Below are 18341 nucleotides of genomic sequence, written 5' to 3' on the forward strand. Positions count from 1 at the left end.
CAGCGCCGGCCAGGGACGCTCGCACCACAGGGTACCGGATCGGGGCTCAGGCGGGTGATGGGTCGCAGACCATGACGTGGCCTGGTGGTCCACCGTGTTGAGGGGCGGTGGAAGATCATGCCGTGACCTGGTGGCTTGCCGTGCTGAGGGGTGATGGGCCGGCGGCCGTCCGGTGGCTCAGTGGCCGAGAGATCCGCCCTCCCCGTGGAGGGCCCAAGCTCACCCCGCAACCCGCTTACCCCCCCCAAGCCCCCTCCCCCCACCCCCCTCACCCCCGCAAAAACGCCAGCACAGCCAAAACCCTCCGATGCGTCCCCTCCTCCAGCGGAAGGTTCAGCTTCGTGAGGATTCCGTTGATGTGTTTGCCGATCGCTGCCTCGGAGACCACCAGGTCCTTCGCGATCGCGCCGTTGGATCTGCCCTCCGCCATCAGCGCCAGTACCTCGCGCTCGCGCGGGGTGAGGCGTTGCAGGGGGTCGCGGCGGTGGCGCAGCAGGCGGCGGACCACTTCGGGGTCGAGTACCGTGCCGCCGTTGGCGACCTCGTGCAGGGCGTCGACGAACTCCTCGACCTGGCCGACGCGGTCCTTCAGCAGGTAGCCGACGCCGGATCCGTCGCCGGAGTCCAGGAGTTCGGAGGCGTACGTCCGCTGTACGTACTGGCTGAGGACCAGGACCGGCAGCGTGGGGCGCCTCTCGCGCAGCCGTACCGCCGCGTGCAGGCCCTCGTCCTGGAAGCCGGGCGGCATGCGTACGTCCGTCACCACGATGTCGGGCGCGTGCTCCTCGACCGCCGCGTGCAGGGCCGGCGCGTCCCCGACGGCCGCCGCCACCTCGTGGCCGAAGCGGGCCAGCAGGCCGATGAGTCCTTCCCGCAGCAGCACACTGTCCTCGGCCAGCACTACCCGGAGCGTTCGGCCGCCTCGGCCGGGGCCACCTCGCAAGGAACCTCCACAAGCAACAGGGTCGGGCCGCCCGGCGGACTGGACAGGGCGAGTCTGCCATCCAGTACCGACACCCGGTCCGCGAGGCCGGTGAGCCCGGTGCCGGCCGAGGCGTCCGCGCCGCCCCGCCCGTCGTCGCACACCTGGAGGATCAGACGGCCGTCGCGGTGGCCGCCGCTGACCCGCGCGCGTCCGGCCCCGCTGTGCCGGGCGACGTTGGCCAGCGCCTCGCAGACCACGAAGTACGCCGCGGACTCCACCGGGCCGGGCAGCCGGCCCGGCAGTTCGAGGTCGACGTCCACGGGGACCGCCGAGCGGTCCGCGGCGTCGGCGACCGCGGCCTGCAGGCCGTAGTCCGCGAGGACCTTGGGGTGGATGCCGTCGATCAGTTCGCGCAGCTCCGCGAGGGCTTGGGCCGCCTGCTCGTGGGCCCTGGCGAGCTGGTCGGCGAGCGGGCCCGGCGGTGCGTCCAGCCGGGCCAGGCCGAGGGTCATGCTCAGGGCCACCAGGCGTTGTTGGGCGCCGTCGTGCAGATCGCGCTCGATCCGGCGGCGCTCCGCCTCGAAGGCGTCCACCAACCGCACGCGGGAGCCGGCCAGTTCGACGACCCTGGCGCCCAGTTCGTCCTCGCGGGAGGCGATCAGCAGCCGGGCCAGCTCGGCGCGGGCGCCCGCCGCGACACCGAGCACGTAGCAGCACAGGGCCATGAGGAGCAGGCCCAGTACGGCGACGCCGAACGCGGTCGGCCACGTGGTGACCGTCCACAGCTTGAGCACCTTCGTCTCCTCGCCGCCTCCGGCCGTGGCCATCAGCAGGGGCGTGGCGGCCATGGACAGCGGGAAGAGCAGGGCGACCGTGATCGCCAGGGCGTCGACCGGCCACAACAGCACGGCGAACAGCAGCGCGTATCCGAGTTCCCGCCAGGTCGCCCGCTCGCGCAGCCGGGTCGTCAGCCAGGCACGCAGGCCCGGCGCGGTCGGCTCCCGGTGCCGGCCGGTCGCCGGATCGTCGTCGATCAGCCGCAGCCTGCGCCGCTCCACCCCCGCCACGGGAAGCCCGCTGAGGGCGACCACGACCAGGAGGGGAAGGCCCACCACGAGGAGAGCGAGCGCGCCGCAGACCACGGTCACCGTCACGAGCGCCGTCAGGGCGACGACGCCGGTGACCGCGCCCGTGAGCAGGTACGCGGCAGCGCGCCAGGGCCAGGCCGACAGCAGGAAGCCCGGACGGGACATGGCCTGCCACACGTTCCGGGGGTGCATGGGGATCACGGTAGGACCGTACGAGCGCGGGATCGTCCGCGCCATCGGGCCAGGGCGTGGACCGGGGGTAGGCCTGGCCCTACCCCAAGTCTCGTCCCTGCCGTAGCGCGCCACGAGGGTGCGCCGACCGACCCTGGAACCGCCGACGGACAGCGCCGACAGCGCAGGTGCAGAGAGCCGGCGGACAGCACCGACACCGACATGAGCGGGGACGCATGACCCACGACGTGACCGACTACGTGACCGACGGCGTGACCCGGGACGGGGCCGACCACGCCTCCGACCACGCGATCCGACTGCGGTCCGTGACCCGGCGTCACGGCTCCGGCGGTACGTCCGTCACCGCTCTCGACCAGGTGTCGCTCGGCTTCCCGAAGGGGACGTTCACCGCCGTGATGGGGCCGTCCGGCTCGGGCAAGTCGACCCTGCTGCAGTGTGCCGCGGGTCTAGACCGGCCCACCTCCGGCTCGGTCGTCGTCGGCGGGACCGAACTGACCGGGCTGAGCGAGACCGGGCTGACGCTCCTGCGCCGTGAACGCATCGGCTTCGTGTTCCAGGCGTTCAACCTCCTGTCCTCCCTGACCGCCGAGCAGAACGTGGCCCTGCCCCTCCGGCTGGCCGGCCGCCGCCCTCCGAAGGCCCGGGTCCGCGAGGTGCTGGAGCAGGTCGGACTCGGCGGGCGGGCCCGGCACCGGCCGACCGAGATGTCCGGCGGCCAGCAGCAGCGCGTCGCCCTGGCGCGCGCCCTGATCACGCGCCCCGAGGTGCTGTTCGCCGACGAACCCACCGGTGCGCTCGACTCGCGGACCGGCCGTGAAGTGCTCGGCCTGCTGCGCGGCATGGTCGACGGTGAGGGCCGTACGGTCGTCATGGTCACCCACGACCCGGTCGCCGCCTCGTACGCCGACCGCGTGGTCGTCCTCGTCGACGGCCGCGTCAACGGCGAGCTGATCGGCGCAGGGGCCGAGGACATCGCCGCGCGGGTGACCGAGCTGGAGACCGCGCCGTGTTGAGCACCACCCGGCTGAGCACCGTCCTGCTGAGCACCACCCTGCGTACGCTGCGCACCCGCTGGGTCACCTTCGTCGGCAGCTTCGCCGCCCTCTCCTCGGGCGTGGCGCTGATCGCCGTCATGGGACTGGTCCTCGCGTCCTCGGCGGACGCGCCCGACCGCGGGCCCGAACGGTTCGCCGCGGCGCCCGTCGTCGTCAAGGGCATGGACACACTGCGGGTGACCACCCCGAACGGTGTCCGCACCCGCGGGCTCGCCCAGCCGCGCACCCTCCCCGAGAAGCTGGTCGCCAGGCTGCGAACCCTCGGGACCGTCGTCGAGGACCGGTCGTTCCCCGTACGGGTCCGGGGCGGGGCCGGCCCCGCCGATCTGGTCGGCCACCCCTGGTCCACCGCCGCGTTCGCCCCGTACGAGCTGGTCGCGGGGCGCGCGCCGAAGGCCGCGGACGAGGTCGCCGTCAGCGGCTACCGGGCCCGCCCCGGCACGCGCATACGGACCGACGACGGCACCGTACGAGTCGTCGGCGTCGTGACAGCGGTTGGCGCCGAACGGGACGCGGGCCCCGCGCCCGGAGCCGGTTTCGAGAACGCCGTCTTCCACACCGACACCGCCGCCGCCCGGCTGGCGCCCCGCAGCGTCCAGCTCGTCGTCGACGCGGACGCGGCGGCCGTGCGTGAGGCCGTACGCGAGACCGTGCGCGCGAGCGACGGCGTCCAGGTCCTCACCGGTGACGCCCGCCGCTACGCCGACGCCGATCCCGACCGGGACAGGGACGCGCTCACCGCGATGAACGCCCTGTTCGGCACGGCGGCCGGTGTCACCGGGTTCGTGTCGGTGTTCGTGGTGGCGTCGACCTTCGCGTTCGCGGTGGCCCGGCGCCGCCGGGAGTTCGGGCTGCTGCGCACGGCCGGGGCGACCCCGGGACAGCTCCGCCGCATGGTCGTCCTCGAGGCACTCCTCATCGGTGTGCTCGCCTCGGCGGCCGGCTGCGTGCTCGGCTCGTACGGGGCGCCGCGGCTCGCCGCGTGGGCGGTCGACGAAGACCTCGCGCCCCGCTGGTTCACCGTCGGCGACCACACCTGGCCGTACTGGACGGCCTTCTGGACGGGCCTGCTCGTGGCGCTGTCCGGAGCGGTGGCCGCGTCCTGGCGTGCGGGGCGCACCCGCCCCGTCGAGGCGCTGCGCGAGGCGGCCGTCGACACCGGGACGATGACGTGGGGCCGCCGGCTGTTCGGCGGCGGCCTGCTGCTGACCGCCGTGGTCATGCCGGTCCTGGCCCTGGTGGGCGACCCCGGCGAGCTGCTGCACCGCAAGACCTACATCAGCCGGCCCATGCTGCTGATCACCGCGGTGGCGCTGCTCGCACCGGTGCTGGTGCGCCCGATGGCCCGGCTGATCGCCTGGGCGCCGGCCCGGCTGCCCGGCGCCACGGGCATGCTGGTGCGGGAGAACGCCGCCGCGGGCGTCCGGCGTACGGCCGCCGTCGCGGCGCCCGTGCTGGTCATGGTCGCGCTGACGGGCTCGCTGCTGGGTGCCGTCGCCACCCTCCACGCGGCGAGGGCGGCCGAGGTCCGGGCGCGGACCACCGCCGACTTCGTGGTCACCGCGCCGCGCGGGGCGGGCTTCGACGAGGGCACGTTGCGGAGGCTGCGGGACGTGCCGGGCACCGAGGTCTCCGTGACCTCGTCGAGCGCCGTGTACGTACTGGAGGACGGTGTGGCGCTCATCGGGTCCGAGGCCCACGCCGCCGAACCCGGCCCGCTCACCCGCACCGCTCGGCTGCCGCTCGTCGCCGGGAGCGCGGGCGACCTGGACGACGGCTCGATCATCGTCAACGAGGAGTGGGAACGGCACACCGTGGGACAGCGCGTGGACGTCTGGCTCGGCGACGGCACGCAAAAGTCCCTGAGGATCGCCGCGGTCATGCCGGTCGGCACCGGCGACAACGGTGTGTACGTCACCCCGCGCAACGCTCCGAAGGCGTACGCCGACCGGGTCGACGTACGCCTCACGGGCGCCGGGGACGCGACCGCCGCGACCTCCGTCGCCGCCGAACTGCGGGACGCCGTACGGGAGTCCGGCGGGGACGTGTTCACCGCCGGGCAGTGGGTGCGGGCGACGTACCCGCAGACCGACCGGACGACCCGTATGGGCTTCGTCCTGGTCCTCGGCATCGCCCTGCTGTACACCGGCATCTCGCTGGTCAACACCATGGTCATGGCGGCCTCCGGCCGGGTCCGCGACCTGGCCGTGCTGCGGCTGGCCGGGGCCACCAGGTGGCAGGTGCTGCGGCTGGTGGGCGCCGAGGCGCTGATGGTGGTCGTGCTGGGCGGGGTACTGGGGCTGCTCGTCGCCGGGTTCAATCTGCTGGGCATGTGGAGCGCGCTGCGGCTGCTCTCCGTGCGGACGTCGGTCGAGCTGCCGTGGGCGGCGCTCGGGGCGACCGCGGGCGCCTGCGCGGTGCTCGCCGTGGTCTCGTCCGTAGTGGCCGCCGCCCTCGTCATGCGCCGCGGAGCGGTGGAGTAGGCCGTGGACCGGCCGAGGGAGCAGGGGGTGGATCTGCCGAGGGAGTGGGCGGTGGATCGGCCGGGGGAGTGGGCGGTGGAGCAGGAGGTGGGGTGGGCCGGACCCGTCACCGCCAGTCCGGCGCCCCCGAAGCCGACGGGAGCGCGCTCTCGATCTTCGTGCGGGTCTCCCTCATGACCGCGATCACCCGGGCCTCGTGGGACTCGCTGAGGCGGGCCACCGGCACCGAGCAGCTGATGGCGTCCGTCGCCGGGGAGTCGTACCGCAGGGCGAAGCCGAAGCCCGCGATGCCGGGCACCGTCTCCTCGCGGTCGATGGAGTGGCCGCGGGCGCGGACTCCCGCGAGGTCGGTGAGCAGGGTGGCCCTGGTGGTGTGCGTGTTCTCGGTGAGGGCGGGCAACGGGCCCTCAGGGAGAGGGAGTTCGCTGTCGGGGCGTTCGGCGAGCAGGGCCTTGCCGAGCGCGCCCGCGTGGGCCGGGATACGGCGGCCGACCCTGCTGATGGTCCGCAGGTACTCGTGGGACTCGCGGGTCGCGAGGTAGACGACGTCCGGGCCGTCGAGCCGGGCCAGGTGGATCGTCTCGCCGAGCGCGTCCGAAGCCTGGTCGAGATAGGGGCGCACCAGGCGGACGTGCGGGTCGCTGTCGAGATAGCTCGTGCCCGTGAACAGGGCGCGGATGCCGATGCCGTAGAGGGACCCGGTCGTGTCGGAGCGCACCCAGCCGCAGTCGATGAGGGTCTGGAGCAGCTGGTACATGCTGCTGCGCGGTACGTCCAGCTCCTCGGCCAGTTCGTCCAGGCGGGCGGGCCGGTCACCGCGTGCGGCGAGCAGTTCGAGCAGCGCGACCGTCCGGGTCGCCGACTTCACCCCGCGTACGCCCCGTGCTCCCCGTGGTTCCTGCGCTCCCCGTACCCCGCGGCCCCCGCTGCTCTCCGGCATGGCCTCATCGTAAATCCGCGCTGCCGCACCCATTGACCGTGCCCGGTTCACCGACCTAACCTCCGTTCTCATACGTGTACGCCATCTGCATATAGAGATGAGAGGTCGGAGATGCGGTACAGCGCGGAGATCGGGAGCGTGGTGCAGCGGCTGCGCGACGGCATGGCGGGCGGAGTGCTGTCCTTTCCTCTCACCAGCTTCCGCGACGGCGGTGACGGCGACGGTGACGGCAGCGGCGGGCTCGACCTGGAGTCCTACCGGGCCTACCTGACCGCCCAGTTGGCCCCCGGACCCGGTGCCGCCGCCCCCGGCGCCGTCTTCCCCGCCTGCGGGACCGGCGAGTTCTTCTCGCTGGACGAGGACGAGTACCGCGCGGTCGTCGAGGCCACGGTCGAGATCGCCGACGGCCGCCTGCCCGTGGTCGCCGGCATCGGCTACGGCTGGGCGCAGGCCCTGCGCTTCGCCCGGATCGCCGAGGAGGCCGGCGCCGACGCCCTGCTCGTGATGCCCCACTACCTGGTCGGCGCCCCGCAGGACGGCCTGGTCGGACAGCTGCGCCGGATCGCCGCCGGCACCCGGCTGCCGCTGATCGCGTACCAGCGCGGGCAGGTCGCCTTCACCGCCGACAGCGTGCGGCGTATCGCGGAGATCCCCACCGTCATCGGCCTCAAGGACGGACACAGCGACCTCGACCGGCTGCAACGGCTCACCCTCGCCGCCCCCGACGGCTTCCTCTTCTTCAACGGCGCCTCCACCGCCGAGATCCAGGCCCGCGCGTACGCCACCGTCGGCGTCCCCGCCTACTCCTCGGCCGTCCACGCCTTCGCCCCCGAGATCGCTAGGGCCTGTCTGACCATTCCCGTCGTCGCCCGGAGGGCGGCCGGGCGGCGTCAGGTGCGTGCTCTCGCCGTGCCGGGCGCAGGGCCTCGTACTGGACGTACTTGGCTCTGTGCCCGGTGCGGCGAGAGGGCGTGCATGGCGTCGCGCGGCAGACGGGAATGGTCAGACAGGCCCTAGCGCCTTCTTCACCGCCCTGCGCGGGAACGACGAGGCCACGCTCACCAAGCTCCTGCGCGACTTCTACATCCCGCTCGTCGAACTGCGCGACCGCGTGCCGGGGTACGCCGTGTCCCTCGTCAAGGCCGCCGCCCGGCTGCGCGGCCTGCCCGTCGGGCTCGTACGGGCCCCGCTCACCGATCCCGGCGCCGCCGACCTCGCCGAACTGGAGGCGATCCTCGACACCGGCCTCGCCCTCGTCGGAGCGCCGCTCCGACGCGCCACCGCCTGATCCGCCCCACGTTCCGCCCGATCCACCGCTTGACACACGGCCAGTTCAAAGGGGAACTGCATGCCTCTGCTCGTAGTCGGGATCAGCGTCCTGGTGCTGCTGTTCCTGATGACCCGGATGAAACTCAACGGCTTCGCCGCGCTGCTGCTCGTGGCGGTGGGCGTCGCCCTGGTCCAGGGCATACCGGTGGCCGACATCCCCGACGTCCTCTCGGAGGGCATCGGCGGCCAGATCGGCGACACGATGCTCACCATCGGCCTCGGCGCCATGGTCGGCCGGGTGATGGGGGACTCCGGCGCCGCCCAGCGGATAGCCGGCCGGCTGCTCGACGCGTTCGGGCCGCGCTGGGTCCAGGTCGCCATGGTGGTCACGTCCATGCTCATCGGCGTGACCATGTTCTACGAGGTCGCGTTCATCATCATCGTGCCGATCGCGTTCACGCTGGTCAGGGTCACCGGGGTGAAGCTGCTGTGGGTCGGCCTGCCGATGTCGATCGCCCTGTCCACGATGCACAGCTTCCTGCCGCCGCACCCCGGCCCCACCGCCGTGGCCGCGACCTTCCACGCCTCCGTCGGACACACCCTGTTCTACGGCCTGTTCATCGCCGTCCCGGTGGGCGCGTTCATCGCGCTGCTGTGGCCGCGGCTGCCGTTCATCCGGGCCATGGACCCCTCCATCCCCAAGGGCCTGGTCAGCGACCGCGAGTTCGAGGACGGCGAGATGCCGGGCCTCGGCTGGTCGCTGTCCGTCGCGCTCTTCCCCGTCGTCCTCATCGCGGGCGCCGCGGTCATCGACATGACGGTCGCGGGGGACGGGCCCGTCCTGCACTTCGTCGCCTTCATCGGCTCGGCGCCGATCGCGCTCATGCTGACCCTGCTCCTGGCGATCTGGGCGTTCGGCCCGCGCATCGGCCGCAGCCTCGCGGACGTCAACACGTCCTGCACCTCCGCCGCCCAGTCGATGGCGATGATCCTCCTCGTCATCGGCGCGGGCGGCGCGTTCAAGAACGTCCTCGTCGAAGGCGGCATCTCCGACTACATCAAGGACGCCACCGACAGCTGGTCCATCTCGCCGATCGTCCTGGCGTGGCTCATCGCGGTCATCCTCCGCGTCGCGCTCGGCTCGGCGACCGTCGCCGTCGTCACCGCCTCCGGGGTGGTGCTGCCGCTCCTCGCGGGCAGCGGCATCCACCCCGAGATCATGGTGCTCGCCGTGTCCTGCGGCTCGATCGCCTTCTCCCACGTCAACGACCCGGGATTCTGGCTCTTCAAGGAGTACTTCAACCTCTCGGTCATCGAGGCGATCAAGGTGCGCACCACCTATACGACGGTCCTCGCGGTCCTCGGCCTGGGCGGGGTCCTCGCGATGGAGTGGGCCCTGGACGTCCTCAGCCTGTGAGTTCCCCCCCCCAAGAGACCCCTCCCACTCCGAAAGGTCATGGATCCGCATGAGTCAGCCGACCGTCACCGAGTTCGCCGTCTACCCCGTCGCCGGCCGCGACAGCATGGAGCTGAACCTCTCCGGCGCGCACGGCCCCTGGTTCACCCGCAACATCGTGGTCCTCAAGGACTCCGAGGGCCGTACGGGACTGGGGGAGGTACCGGGCGGCGAGAAGATCACCCGGACCCTGCGGGACGCCGAGTCCCTGGTCGTCGGCGCGAAGGTGGGCGACTACAAGCGCGTCCTGCGGGCGATCGGGGACCGCTTCGCCGACCGCGACTCGGGCGGCCGGGGAGCCCAGACCTTCGACCTGCGCACCACCGTGCACGCCGTGACGGCCGTCGAGTCGGGACTGCTCGACCTCCTGGGCCAGCACCTGGACGTACCGGTCGCGGCGCTCCTCGGCGACGGCCAACAGCGCTCGTCCGTACGGGTCCTGGGCTACCTCTTCTACGTCGGCGACCCCGGCCGCACCGACCTGGAGTACGTCCGTGAGCCCGACTCGGACGTCGACTGGTACCGCGTCCGGCACGAGGAGGCGCTCACGCCGGAGGCGATCGTGCGACAGGCCGAGACGGCGTACGACCTGTACGGCTTCCGGGACTTCAAGCTCAAGGGCGGTGTACTGGCCGGTGCGGAGGAGGTCGAAGCCGTACGGGCGCTCAAGGACCGCTTCCCCGGGGCACGGGTCACCCTCGACCCGAACGGGGCGTGGTCGCTGAGCGAGGCCGTCGAACTGTGCAAGCCACTGGTCGGCACGCTCGCGTACGCCGAGGATCCCTGCGGGGCGGAGGACGGGTACTCCGGGCGGGAGATCCTGGCGGAGTTCCGGCGGGCGACCGGACTTCCGACAGCCACGAACATGATCGCGACCGACTGGCGGCAGATGACGCACGCGCTGGCGCTCCAGTCCGTCTCCATCCCGCTCGCCGACCCGCACTTCTGGACCATGCAGGGGTCCGTGAGAGTAGCTCAGCTGTGCAACGCCATGGGGCTCACCTGGGGATGCCACTCCAACAACCACTTCGACATCTCGCTCGCGATGGTCACGCACTGCGGGGCGGCGGCGCCGGGGGAGTACAACGCGCTGGACACGCACTGGATCTGGCAGGAAGGCCTGGAACGGCTCACCGTCAGCCCGCCGCGCATCGTCGACGGGGAGATCGCGGTGCCGGACGCGCCTGGGCTGGGCGTCGAACTGGACATGGAGCGGCTGCTCGCGGCGCACGAGCTGTACCTGAAGAAGGCGCTGGGCGCGCGGGACGACGCCGCAGGCATGCAATACCTGCTCCCGAACTGGCAGTTCGACGCGAAGAGCCCGTGCCTGGTCCGTTGACACGCTGCCCGCCTGCGTTCACATGTGCGGGTGGGTGGGGGCTGGCCGCGCAGTTCCCCGCGCCCCTGAGGGGCCGAAGGCCCATGCGCGTTCGCACGTGCGGGTGCGTTGTGGCTGATCGCGCCGTTCCCCGCGCCCCTCAAAAGCGGGGCTGCGCCCCTGCTTTTGCCCCTAAGGGGCGCGGGGAACGGCGCGCCCAGCCCCCACCGAACCCGCAGCCAACCAACCACGGGGCAAAGCCCCTTAAGGGGCGCGGGGAACTGCGCGGCCAACCCCCACGCGCCCGCAGCCAAGCAACACAGGGGTTGCGGTCACGCCCCGCCGGGGGCGCAGCCGGACAGTACGGCCCCCGCACCCACCAAGTCGCCCCCCACATCCGCCCCGCCGACATACCCCCCGCTGGCGATCGGGATGTTCGACAGCACCTCCGCCGGCAGGTCGAACGCGTCGACCAGTGTCATCAGGTGCGGCGCCAGAGACCCCACGACCGTGTCGACGGCCTTCGGCAGACCCCGTACGTGGTCGGCCGTGATGCGGCCCTCGGCCAGCAGGTCACCCGTGTGCGCGCCCACCTGCCGAAGCAGGAACAACCGGCACAGGTTCCGCATCAGATGCCCCGCCCGCGCATCCGCGGTCCGCGCGATCGCCGCCAGGAACGCGTCCGCCGCCCGGAGCCGCGCATGCGCGGAGACCATCTCCAGCGCCGCGTCGGACGTCACGTTCCAGCGGCCGACCGGGTCACCCGAGGGCCCCTCGCGCAGGGCGGCCCGCGCCCGGTCCTGCCAGATGCGTTCGACATCGGCCAGCAGGGAGCGGAGGTAGGGGAGTTCGGTGATCTCCCGGTCGGCGGGAGGGGCAGGGGTGTCGTCCGTCCGCGTCACCTGATGGCCGAAGACCATCTCGGACGCGGCCTTCACCCAGATCACCAGGTTGTCGCCCTCGGCGGTGATGCCGCCCTCGATGTTGAGGGGAAGGTCGGCCAGCCCGTTGGCGGGGAACAGCCCCTGCGCGCCGCAGCGTTCACGGCATTCGGTGGTGATCTCCCGTGCCTGCCAGGTGATCCACCCCTTGGCCACGGCCACTTCACGTTCCACCTCCGCCCGTTCCTCCTGGGCGTGCGTGGCGAACAGGTTCACCGTGGACCGGTGCAGGAACGTCATCGCGTACGCCGTGGCCAGCGAGTGCAGCAGCCGGCCGTGGTGGCTGCGGTGGGCGGCGAGCGGGATGCGCTCGCCGGCCCTGGGGCCGGACAGGAGGCGGCTGTGGGCGTAGCGCACCGCGATCGTCAGCGCCGCGCGGGACATGCCCAGGGTGCCGGCGCTCATGCAGAGCTTGCCCATGGTGACGCGGTTGATGGAGCGCAGCAGCCGCTTGCGTCTGTTGCCGAGGCTGCTGGTCAGCGTCCCGTCGGCGGCCAGCCGTCCGTGCTCGGCCTCCAGGAGGGCCTCGCGCGGCAGCCACACCTGGTCGAACGCGGTGAGGCAGTGGTCCACCGGGGTGCCGGTGCGGCCGGGCAGCGGACGGACCCGTACGCCGGGAAGGTGGCCGCTCTCGTCGCTGAGCGGGGTCAGGAAGAGGAACGTTCCCCGGTCCTCGCCGTCGACGAGGAGACGGGCCGCGACCACGGCGGTCTTGGGGCCGCCGGCGAGGCTGGTGTTGGGCATGAACTTCTGTGCGCCCTCGGTCGGCGTGGTCAGCCGGAAACCGCCCGTGGCCCGGTCGAACACCGCGACCGTCTCCATCGACGCCACGTCGTTGCCGTGCTCCAACTCCGTGCAGAGAAACGTTCCTGTGCTCTGCAGGGACGTAAAGCGGGAGAGGTCTCTCTCACGGCCGCCGTCATGGTCGATGACGCTGCCGAGGAAGAGGTTGTAGTGGATGCTCGCGAGTGTGGTCAGCCCGCCGTCCACCGGCCCCGTCCACTCGTGCAGACCCGCGAGGCGATGCGGGTCGGCCGCCAGCGCCACCGGGTCGCCCACCGCCTCGTTCAGCAGCCGCAGCCGCTCGTACGAGAGTGCCGTCCGCTCCTGCGGCGACAGTTCCGCCCGGTAGGCGAACTCCCTGCCGCGGACGAGCCGGCGCCAGTCCCCGTGGACGCGCTCGCGGTCGGCGCCCTCGAAGAGGAGCCGGGCCAGCTCGTCGGCGACGGGGTGGGTCTTCGTGTGTGCGGGCACGGACATCGAACTCCCCAGGGTGTGGGACCGGTCGGATGCGGACCACTGCCCCACGAAGATACGTACCAACCGGTTTTCTTTTCAAGGTGCGCGGAGGGAGGTGGCGGGGCTCGATCGGGGAGCGCCGGGAAGCGCCGAAGGCGATATCTTTCCATCATCGCAGCTCAGTGAGGTGCGGCCAGTTCGGGCCGGAGGACTCCTTGAGAAACCGTTCGGCTGGTTTTATTCTGAGCCGCGAGGTCGTGGGCGTACGGTACAGACCTCTTGGTCTCTTTTTCCCGGTGAGCGGGATGGTACGGAGGTTCCCCGTGGCGCGGCAAGAGCGAGCCATTCGGACGCGACGCGCGATCCTCGTCGCGGCGGCCCAGGTCTTCGACGAGGTCGGATACGAGGCGGCGACCATCTCGGACGTCCTCAAGAAGTCCGGCATGACCAAAGGCGCCCTCTACTTCCATTTCACCTCCAAGGAGGAGCTGGCCCAGGCGGTCCTCGCGGGACAGGTCGACTCCCTGCCGCGCGTGCCCGAACAGGAGCTGAAACTGCAGCAGTCGCTGGACGAGGCGCTGCTGCTCGCGTATCTGCTCAAGCAGGACACCGGGGACCCGATCGTCCAGGGCAGTGTCCGGCTGACCGTGGACCAGGGCTCTCCCAAGGACCATCTCAACCGCCGGGTGCCCATGCAGGCCTGGCAGGAACACACCCACGCCCTCTTCCGGGAAGCCAAGGCCAGGGGTGAGGTGCTGCCGCACGCCGACGTGGACGCGCTGGCCAAGCTGTTCGTCGGCGCCTTCACCGGCGTCCAGGTGCTGTCGCGGATCATGACGGGCCGCGCGGACCTGGCGGAGCGGGTGGCCGACCTCTACCGGCATCTCATGCCGTCGATCGCGGTGCCCGGCATCCTCGTACGGCTGGACTTCTCGCCGGAGCGGGCGGCGCGCGTCCATGCGGACGCCATGCGGTTGCACGAGGCGGAGGCCGAGGCGGAAGCGGAAGCCGGGGGTGACCTCGACTCGGAGAGCGAGGCCGCGGACGGGGACGGCGACGGCGACGGGAACGGGGACGGGGACGGCGACGGGGACGGGAAGGCGCCGCGGGCCGTGCCGGCGGCGGAGACCGTGACCGCCGTCCAGTGAGACGCCCGCGCCGGGCGCCCCGGTAAGACGCCTCCCCGTGTCGGCGGGGCGTGCGAACGACCTACCGAACGGAGTGCACGGATGGACATGCCCGCTTGCCCGTACGCGTTGGACGTCACGGGACGCGATCTCGCCTCGGAGGCCGGAAAACTGCGCTCACGAGGCCCGGTGGCCCCGGTGGAACTGCCGGGCAAGGTGACCGCCTGGGCCGTCGTACGGCAGAAGTACGTCAAGCAGCTCCTCCTCGATCCGCGGGTGTCCAAGGACGCCCGACGGCACTGGCCCGCCTTCGTCGACGGGCGGATAGACGCCGAGTGGCCGCTGTATCCGTGGGTCGCCAACGAGAACATGCTGTTCGCCTACGGAGAGCACCACGCCCGGCTGCGACGGCTGGTCGCGGGCGCGTTCACCGCACGCCGGAGCGAGGCCCTGCGCCCGCGCGTCGAAGAACTCACGGCCGGGCTGCTGGACGAGCTGGCCGCCCGCCCGGCCGGTGAACGGACGGACCTGCGGGCCGAGTTCGCCAAACTGCTGCCGATGCGGGTGATCTGCGAGCTGTTCGGGGTGGCGGAGGAGGCGCGCGAACCCCTGTGCACCGCACTGGAGTTGGTGTTCGGCACGGCGGTACCGGCCGTGGAGATGGCCGCCGCGCAGGTCGAGGTCTTCGGCATGCTGGCACAGCTCGTCGCCGAGAAGCGGGAGCGCCCCGGCGGCGATCTGACGTCCGCGCTGATCGAGGCCCGCGACCAGGACGGCGGGCTCAGCGAGCAGGAACTCCTCGGCACCCTCTACCTGATGATCGCCGCGGGCCAGGAGACGACCTGCACCCTCATCACCAACGCCGTCGGCGCGCTGCTCGCCCATCCCGGCCAACTCGCCCACGTACGCGAGGGACGGGCAACCTGGGCCGACGTGGTGGACGAGACCCTGCGGGCGCACAGCCCGGCGGCGTACTCCCCGATGCGGTTCGCGGTCGACGACATCACGCTGGGGGACGGCGGACCCGGGACGGACGCCGACGAGGATGACGGCGGGGGTGCGGTGACGATCCGTCAGGGTGACCCCATCCTCATCTCCTTCGCCGCGGCTTCCGGCGACCCCGAGGCGTACGGGGACGACGTCGCCGTCTTCGACGTACTGCGGCCGGGCCGGCGCGAGGACCTGGCCTTCGGGCACGGGGTGCACCGGTGCCTGGGGGCCCCGCTCGCGCGGATCGAGGCGGGTGTGGCGGTGGCCGCGCTGTTCGAACGCTTCCCCCAACTGGCCCTGGCGGTACCGGTGGACGGGATCGAGCCCGTGGAGTCCTTCATCGTCAACGGCTACGGCTCACTGCCGGTACTTCTCTCGCCGGCGCCGTAGGCGCTATAGAAACCGCGCGCGCGGTTTGTTATCGTGATTCTGCCTTTCCGGCATGCCCTCGCAGCAACGGAGCGTTCTGATGGCCCAGCAGGAGCGAGCGGTGCGTACGCGCAACGCGTTGATCGAGTCGGCGGCCGAACTCTTCAGCAAGGACGGCTTCGACGTCGTGTCCCTGTCCACGATCAGCAGCCGCGCCGGCGTCAGCAACGGCGCGCTGCACTTCCACTTCGCCAGCAAGGCCGCGCTGACCGCGGCGGTGTGGGAGGCGGCGGCGCAGCGGCTGCGCCAGATCACCCACGAGGGCGCGGCACGCGGCCAGGCCGCCGGGAGCGGGGGGCCACTGCAGGTGCTGGTCGACACGACGCACGCCCTGCTGCGGGGGCTGCGGCACGATGTGATCCTGCGGGCCGGGTTCGACCTGAGCGAGAGTCCCCTGCCGGTGGCGGCCGGGGCGGATCTGCGGCGGCGCTGGCAGGCGTGGGTGGAGAGTCTGCTGATTCAGGCGGCCAGGGAGGGCGCGTTGGCGCGGGACGTGGCGCCGCAGGACGCGGCTCACGCGGTGGTCGCGGCGACCGTCGGGTTCGGGGCGCTGGGCAGCCGCAACGCGCAGTGGCTGTCCCAGTCGATGCTGACGCGCTTCTGGGCCCTGCTGCTGCCGCGCCTCGCGGCGGAGCCGACCCTGAAGGACCTGGTCGCCTCAGGCCGCCGCCGAGACCCCACGCCGACGCCCACGCCCACGCCGGAGGCGCCCGCACCCCAGCACCGCCCGGTATCCCGCCAGACGGCATGATCCGACACCGCCCAAAGACTGCGCAGTTCCCCGCGCCCCTAAAAAGGGCCACGGGGAACACCGCAGTCCTTCGTCTTAAGGGGCGCGGGGAACGGCGTAATCCTTTGTCCTTTAGGGGCGCGAGGAACTGCGCGATCAGCCCGCACCCGCCCGCACCCGGGCGTCCACCGTCGGTGGCGGGCCGGTGGCGGGCGGATGGTCCGGGAAGGGGACCGCATAGCGCGGGTCGCGCTCCGCGGTGACGCGCGCGTGCCGCAGCAACTCACGCACGATGCCCGCGCCACCCATGGCCCAGCCGCTGGCAGGCGCGAGCACACTGGGCACGTCCCGGTGTTCGACATTGGACCAGCGCACACCCCCGCCGTCGACCGTCGCCCGCGCCGCGAGATCGGCGACGAGGACATCGGCGAAGTCACGGCCGTCACCGCGTTCGACCATGCGGTCGCAGGCGAGGGCGAGCACCCCGGCGGTGCCGCAGCAACGGCCGTTGTTGTCCCAGAAACCGGGCCGGATCCGCCGGGGGATTCCGGAGCCGACGAGGGTGTGCCAGCACCGGTCGACGAGGGCGGGCCAGACCGGATCACCGGGCAGGACGTGGGTCAGCAGCCGGAACGCCTGCGCGTCCCCGGCCGGCCCGTGGCACCAGCCGTAGTTGTGGCGGCCGACCCTCTCGTGCTGCTGCTGCGGGTCGGAGTGCCCGACGAGGAACCCCTCGGGGCCGGCTTCGTTCCGGGAGACGACGTCGGCCGCTCCGGTCACCGCGAGGTCGACGAGATCGGAGCGGCCCGCGGCCCGGCCGACGGCGGCGAGCGCGTGGACGATGCCGAGGGTGCCGTGCGACATGTGGTGCATGCGGGGGAAGGACCCGGCCGTGAGCTGCCACCGAACGCCGGCCCCGGTGGACTCGGCGGTCCGCGTGTAGCGGTCCACGGCCAGCAGCGCGAGGTCGAGATCGCCGCACTCCAGCGCGGCGAGCGCTATGCCGGCGTTGCCGGATATCAGCTCGTACCAGTCGTTCCACCCCGCGCCGTCGTAGCGGGACCGCAGGACGTCCAGCGCACGGTCGGCGGCTGTGCCCGCCGCCGCGTTACCGAGCACACGGTGCACGCCCCGCAGGGCGACAGCCATGCCGGCCACTCCCGCGTAGAGGCCGCTGTCCTCCCAGTCGTCGACCGCGGCGGCGACGCCGCGGGCGCCGCGCAGGGCCATGTCCGCGTACCGGTCGTCGCCGAAGTACCTCCATGCGTCGAGGAGCGCCGGCAGCACCCCCGAGGTCCCGTCGTACAGCCGTGGCGTGACCTGACCGTCGGCAAGGGTGTCCGGCCAGACCACACCGGTGCCGGTGCCGCCACCAGGGTCGTCCCGCGCCGCCTTCATCAGCCAGTCGAGGGCCCCGAGGGCGAGCGCCTCCGCGTCGTCGGGTGCGCCGGTGGCCGGCGCCTCACCACGCGTCGGGCGCGTCACGGGTGGAGTTGCCACCGGCCTTCGGACACCACGTCCACCTTGCCGTCCCTGACGCGGACGGCTGTCTCGTCGTCGATGAAGTAGATCGGGAAGTCCGCCCGTTCGGCGATGCGATCGGCCCAGGCGTCGTCCCGCTCGGGGAAATCCGGTGAGTACAGGTGGGGCTTGAGGTACCAGTCGAAGAGGCCGAACGGCGGTTCCAAGGTCGTCGCGCCGAGGACGTGGAGGTCCGCGGTGTCCCCGATGACGTCGGCGGAGTGTGCGGTGAGATGACGGCTGAAGATCATCGATCCGGCGCTGAATCCCACGTAGACCCGGCTCTCCAGCGCCTCCAGGAAGCCGTCGGCCAGGCCGTTGCCGGTGATGCTGCGTGCGAGGTGGTAGTGGTTGCCGCCCCCGACGTAGATGGCGTCGGCGTGCAGCAGTCGGTCGAGCACCAGTTGCCGGGGCAGGCCGTTGAGTTCCAGGACGTCGAACTCCCGCCAGCCGAGGGCGCGCAGCCGGTTCAGGTCCTCGACGAACCACCCGTGGTCCCCGGGCTCGGCGAGCGACGCCGTGGGAACGTACACGACGTTCGCCGATCCGAACGGCTTCCCCAGCATGTCCCGCAACGCGTCCCGCTGCGTGCCGTTACGCAGACCACTGGCCGTCAACAAAAAGTTCATCGCCCGACC

The 18341-nt window shown here is 72.2% G+C and carries 13 protein-coding genes and 2 pseudogenes; 9 read left to right on the forward strand and 6 right to left on the reverse strand.

Features of this window, described 5'->3' with window-relative positions; translation table 11 throughout:
• Positions 1-268: 268 nt before the first annotated feature.
• Together ACZ60E_RS40285 and ACZ60E_RS40290 are read right to left on the reverse strand one after the other, a co-directional pair.
• Positions 269-901 carry a response regulator gene (locus ACZ60E_RS40285; RefSeq protein ID WP_469447101.1) on the reverse strand — a complete coding sequence of 211 codons (633 nt, stop codon included), beginning with the start codon at positions 899-901 and terminating at the stop codon, positions 269-271.
• Positions 901-2178: a sensor histidine kinase gene (locus tag ACZ60E_RS40290; RefSeq protein ID WP_469447138.1), complete on the reverse strand. Its 1278-nt coding sequence runs from the start codon at positions 2176-2178 to the stop codon at positions 901-903. Before ACZ60E_RS40290 ends, ACZ60E_RS40285 begins: the two co-directional genes overlap by 1 nt.
• A 242-nt stretch (positions 2179-2420) precedes the next feature.
• On the opposite strand from ACZ60E_RS40290, the gene ACZ60E_RS40295 reads away from it, so the two are divergent.
• Together ACZ60E_RS40295 and ACZ60E_RS40300 are read left to right on the forward strand one after the other, a co-directional pair.
• Complete coding sequence (locus tag ACZ60E_RS40295) at positions 2421-3218, forward strand: ABC transporter ATP-binding protein (RefSeq protein WP_469447102.1); 798 nt, start codon at positions 2421-2423, stop codon at positions 3216-3218.
• Positions 3219-3241: 23 nt separating this feature from the next.
• Positions 3242-5743 (forward strand): ABC transporter permease, encoded by a 2502-nt coding sequence (locus ACZ60E_RS40300; RefSeq protein ID WP_469447140.1) that lies wholly within the window; start codon positions 3242-3244, stop codon positions 5741-5743.
• A gap of 106 nt (positions 5744-5849) precedes the next feature.
• On the opposite strand, the gene ACZ60E_RS40305 is transcribed toward ACZ60E_RS40300, so the two are convergent.
• Positions 5850-6683: an IclR family transcriptional regulator gene (locus ACZ60E_RS40305; protein ID WP_469447104.1), complete on the reverse strand. Its 834-nt coding sequence runs from the start codon at positions 6681-6683 to the stop codon at positions 5850-5852.
• 111 nt (positions 6684-6794) lie between these two features.
• Here ACZ60E_RS40305 and ACZ60E_RS40310 point away from each other — a divergent pair, with 111 nt between their 5' ends.
• The 4 genes and pseudogenes from ACZ60E_RS40310 to ACZ60E_RS40325 all read left to right on the forward strand — a co-directional run bounded on the left by ACZ60E_RS40310 (position 6795) and on the right by ACZ60E_RS40325 (position 10747).
• On the forward strand, positions 6795-7700 hold the full coding sequence (locus ACZ60E_RS40310) for a dihydrodipicolinate synthase family protein (RefSeq protein ID WP_469447105.1): 906 nt from the start codon (positions 6795-6797) through the stop codon (positions 7698-7700).
• A pseudogene (locus ACZ60E_RS40315) lies at positions 7699-7971 on the forward strand (5-dehydro-4-deoxyglucarate dehydratase); the annotation flags it as partial. The gene ACZ60E_RS40310 and the pseudogene ACZ60E_RS40315, both read left to right, overlap by 2 nt.
• Before the next feature lie 60 nt (positions 7972-8031).
• On the forward strand, positions 8032-9369 hold the full coding sequence (locus ACZ60E_RS40320) for a gluconate:H+ symporter (protein WP_469447106.1): 1338 nt from the start codon (positions 8032-8034) through the stop codon (positions 9367-9369).
• A gap of 49 nt (positions 9370-9418) precedes the next feature.
• Positions 9419-10747, forward strand: a complete 1329-nt coding sequence (locus ACZ60E_RS40325) for an enolase C-terminal domain-like protein (RefSeq protein WP_469447107.1) — start codon at positions 9419-9421, stop codon at positions 10745-10747.
• A 311-nt stretch (positions 10748-11058) separates the two neighbouring features.
• Here ACZ60E_RS40325 and ACZ60E_RS40330 read toward each other — a convergent pair whose 3' ends face one another.
• Positions 11059-12927 (reverse strand): acyl-CoA dehydrogenase family protein, encoded by a 1869-nt coding sequence (locus tag ACZ60E_RS40330; protein ID WP_469447108.1) that lies wholly within the window; start codon positions 12925-12927, stop codon positions 11059-11061.
• A gap of 302 nt (positions 12928-13229) precedes the next feature.
• On the opposite strand from ACZ60E_RS40330, the pseudogene ACZ60E_RS40335 reads away from it, so the two are divergent.
• The 3 genes and pseudogenes from ACZ60E_RS40335 to ACZ60E_RS40345 form a co-directional block, all read left to right on the forward strand.
• Positions 13230-13901, forward strand: a pseudogene (locus tag ACZ60E_RS40335) (ScbR family autoregulator-binding transcription factor); the annotation flags it as partial.
• Between the two features lie 234 nt (positions 13902-14135).
• Positions 14136-15413 (forward strand): cytochrome P450 family protein, encoded by a 1278-nt coding sequence (locus ACZ60E_RS40340; protein ID WP_469447110.1) that lies wholly within the window; start codon positions 14136-14138, stop codon positions 15411-15413.
• A gap of 79 nt (positions 15414-15492) precedes the next feature.
• Positions 15493-16203, forward strand: coding sequence for a ScbR family autoregulator-binding transcription factor (locus tag ACZ60E_RS40345; protein ID WP_469447111.1), 711 nt, complete (start codon positions 15493-15495; stop codon positions 16201-16203).
• Between the two features lie 135 nt (positions 16204-16338).
• Here the strand turns inward: ACZ60E_RS40345 and ACZ60E_RS40350 are convergent, their stop codons facing one another.
• Positions 16339-17667 (reverse strand): lanthionine synthetase LanC family protein, encoded by a 1329-nt coding sequence (locus tag ACZ60E_RS40350; protein ID WP_469447113.1) that lies wholly within the window; start codon positions 17665-17667, stop codon positions 16339-16341.
• Positions 17664-18332 carry a Type 1 glutamine amidotransferase-like domain-containing protein gene (locus ACZ60E_RS40355; protein ID WP_469447115.1) on the reverse strand — a complete coding sequence of 223 codons (669 nt, stop codon included), beginning with the start codon at positions 18330-18332 and terminating at the stop codon, positions 17664-17666. The genes ACZ60E_RS40350 and ACZ60E_RS40355 overlap by 4 nt, the downstream gene beginning before the upstream one ends.
• Between the last annotated feature and the right edge of the window lie 9 nt (positions 18333-18341).

Source organism: Streptomyces sp. NPDC102514, assembly GCF_055584525.1.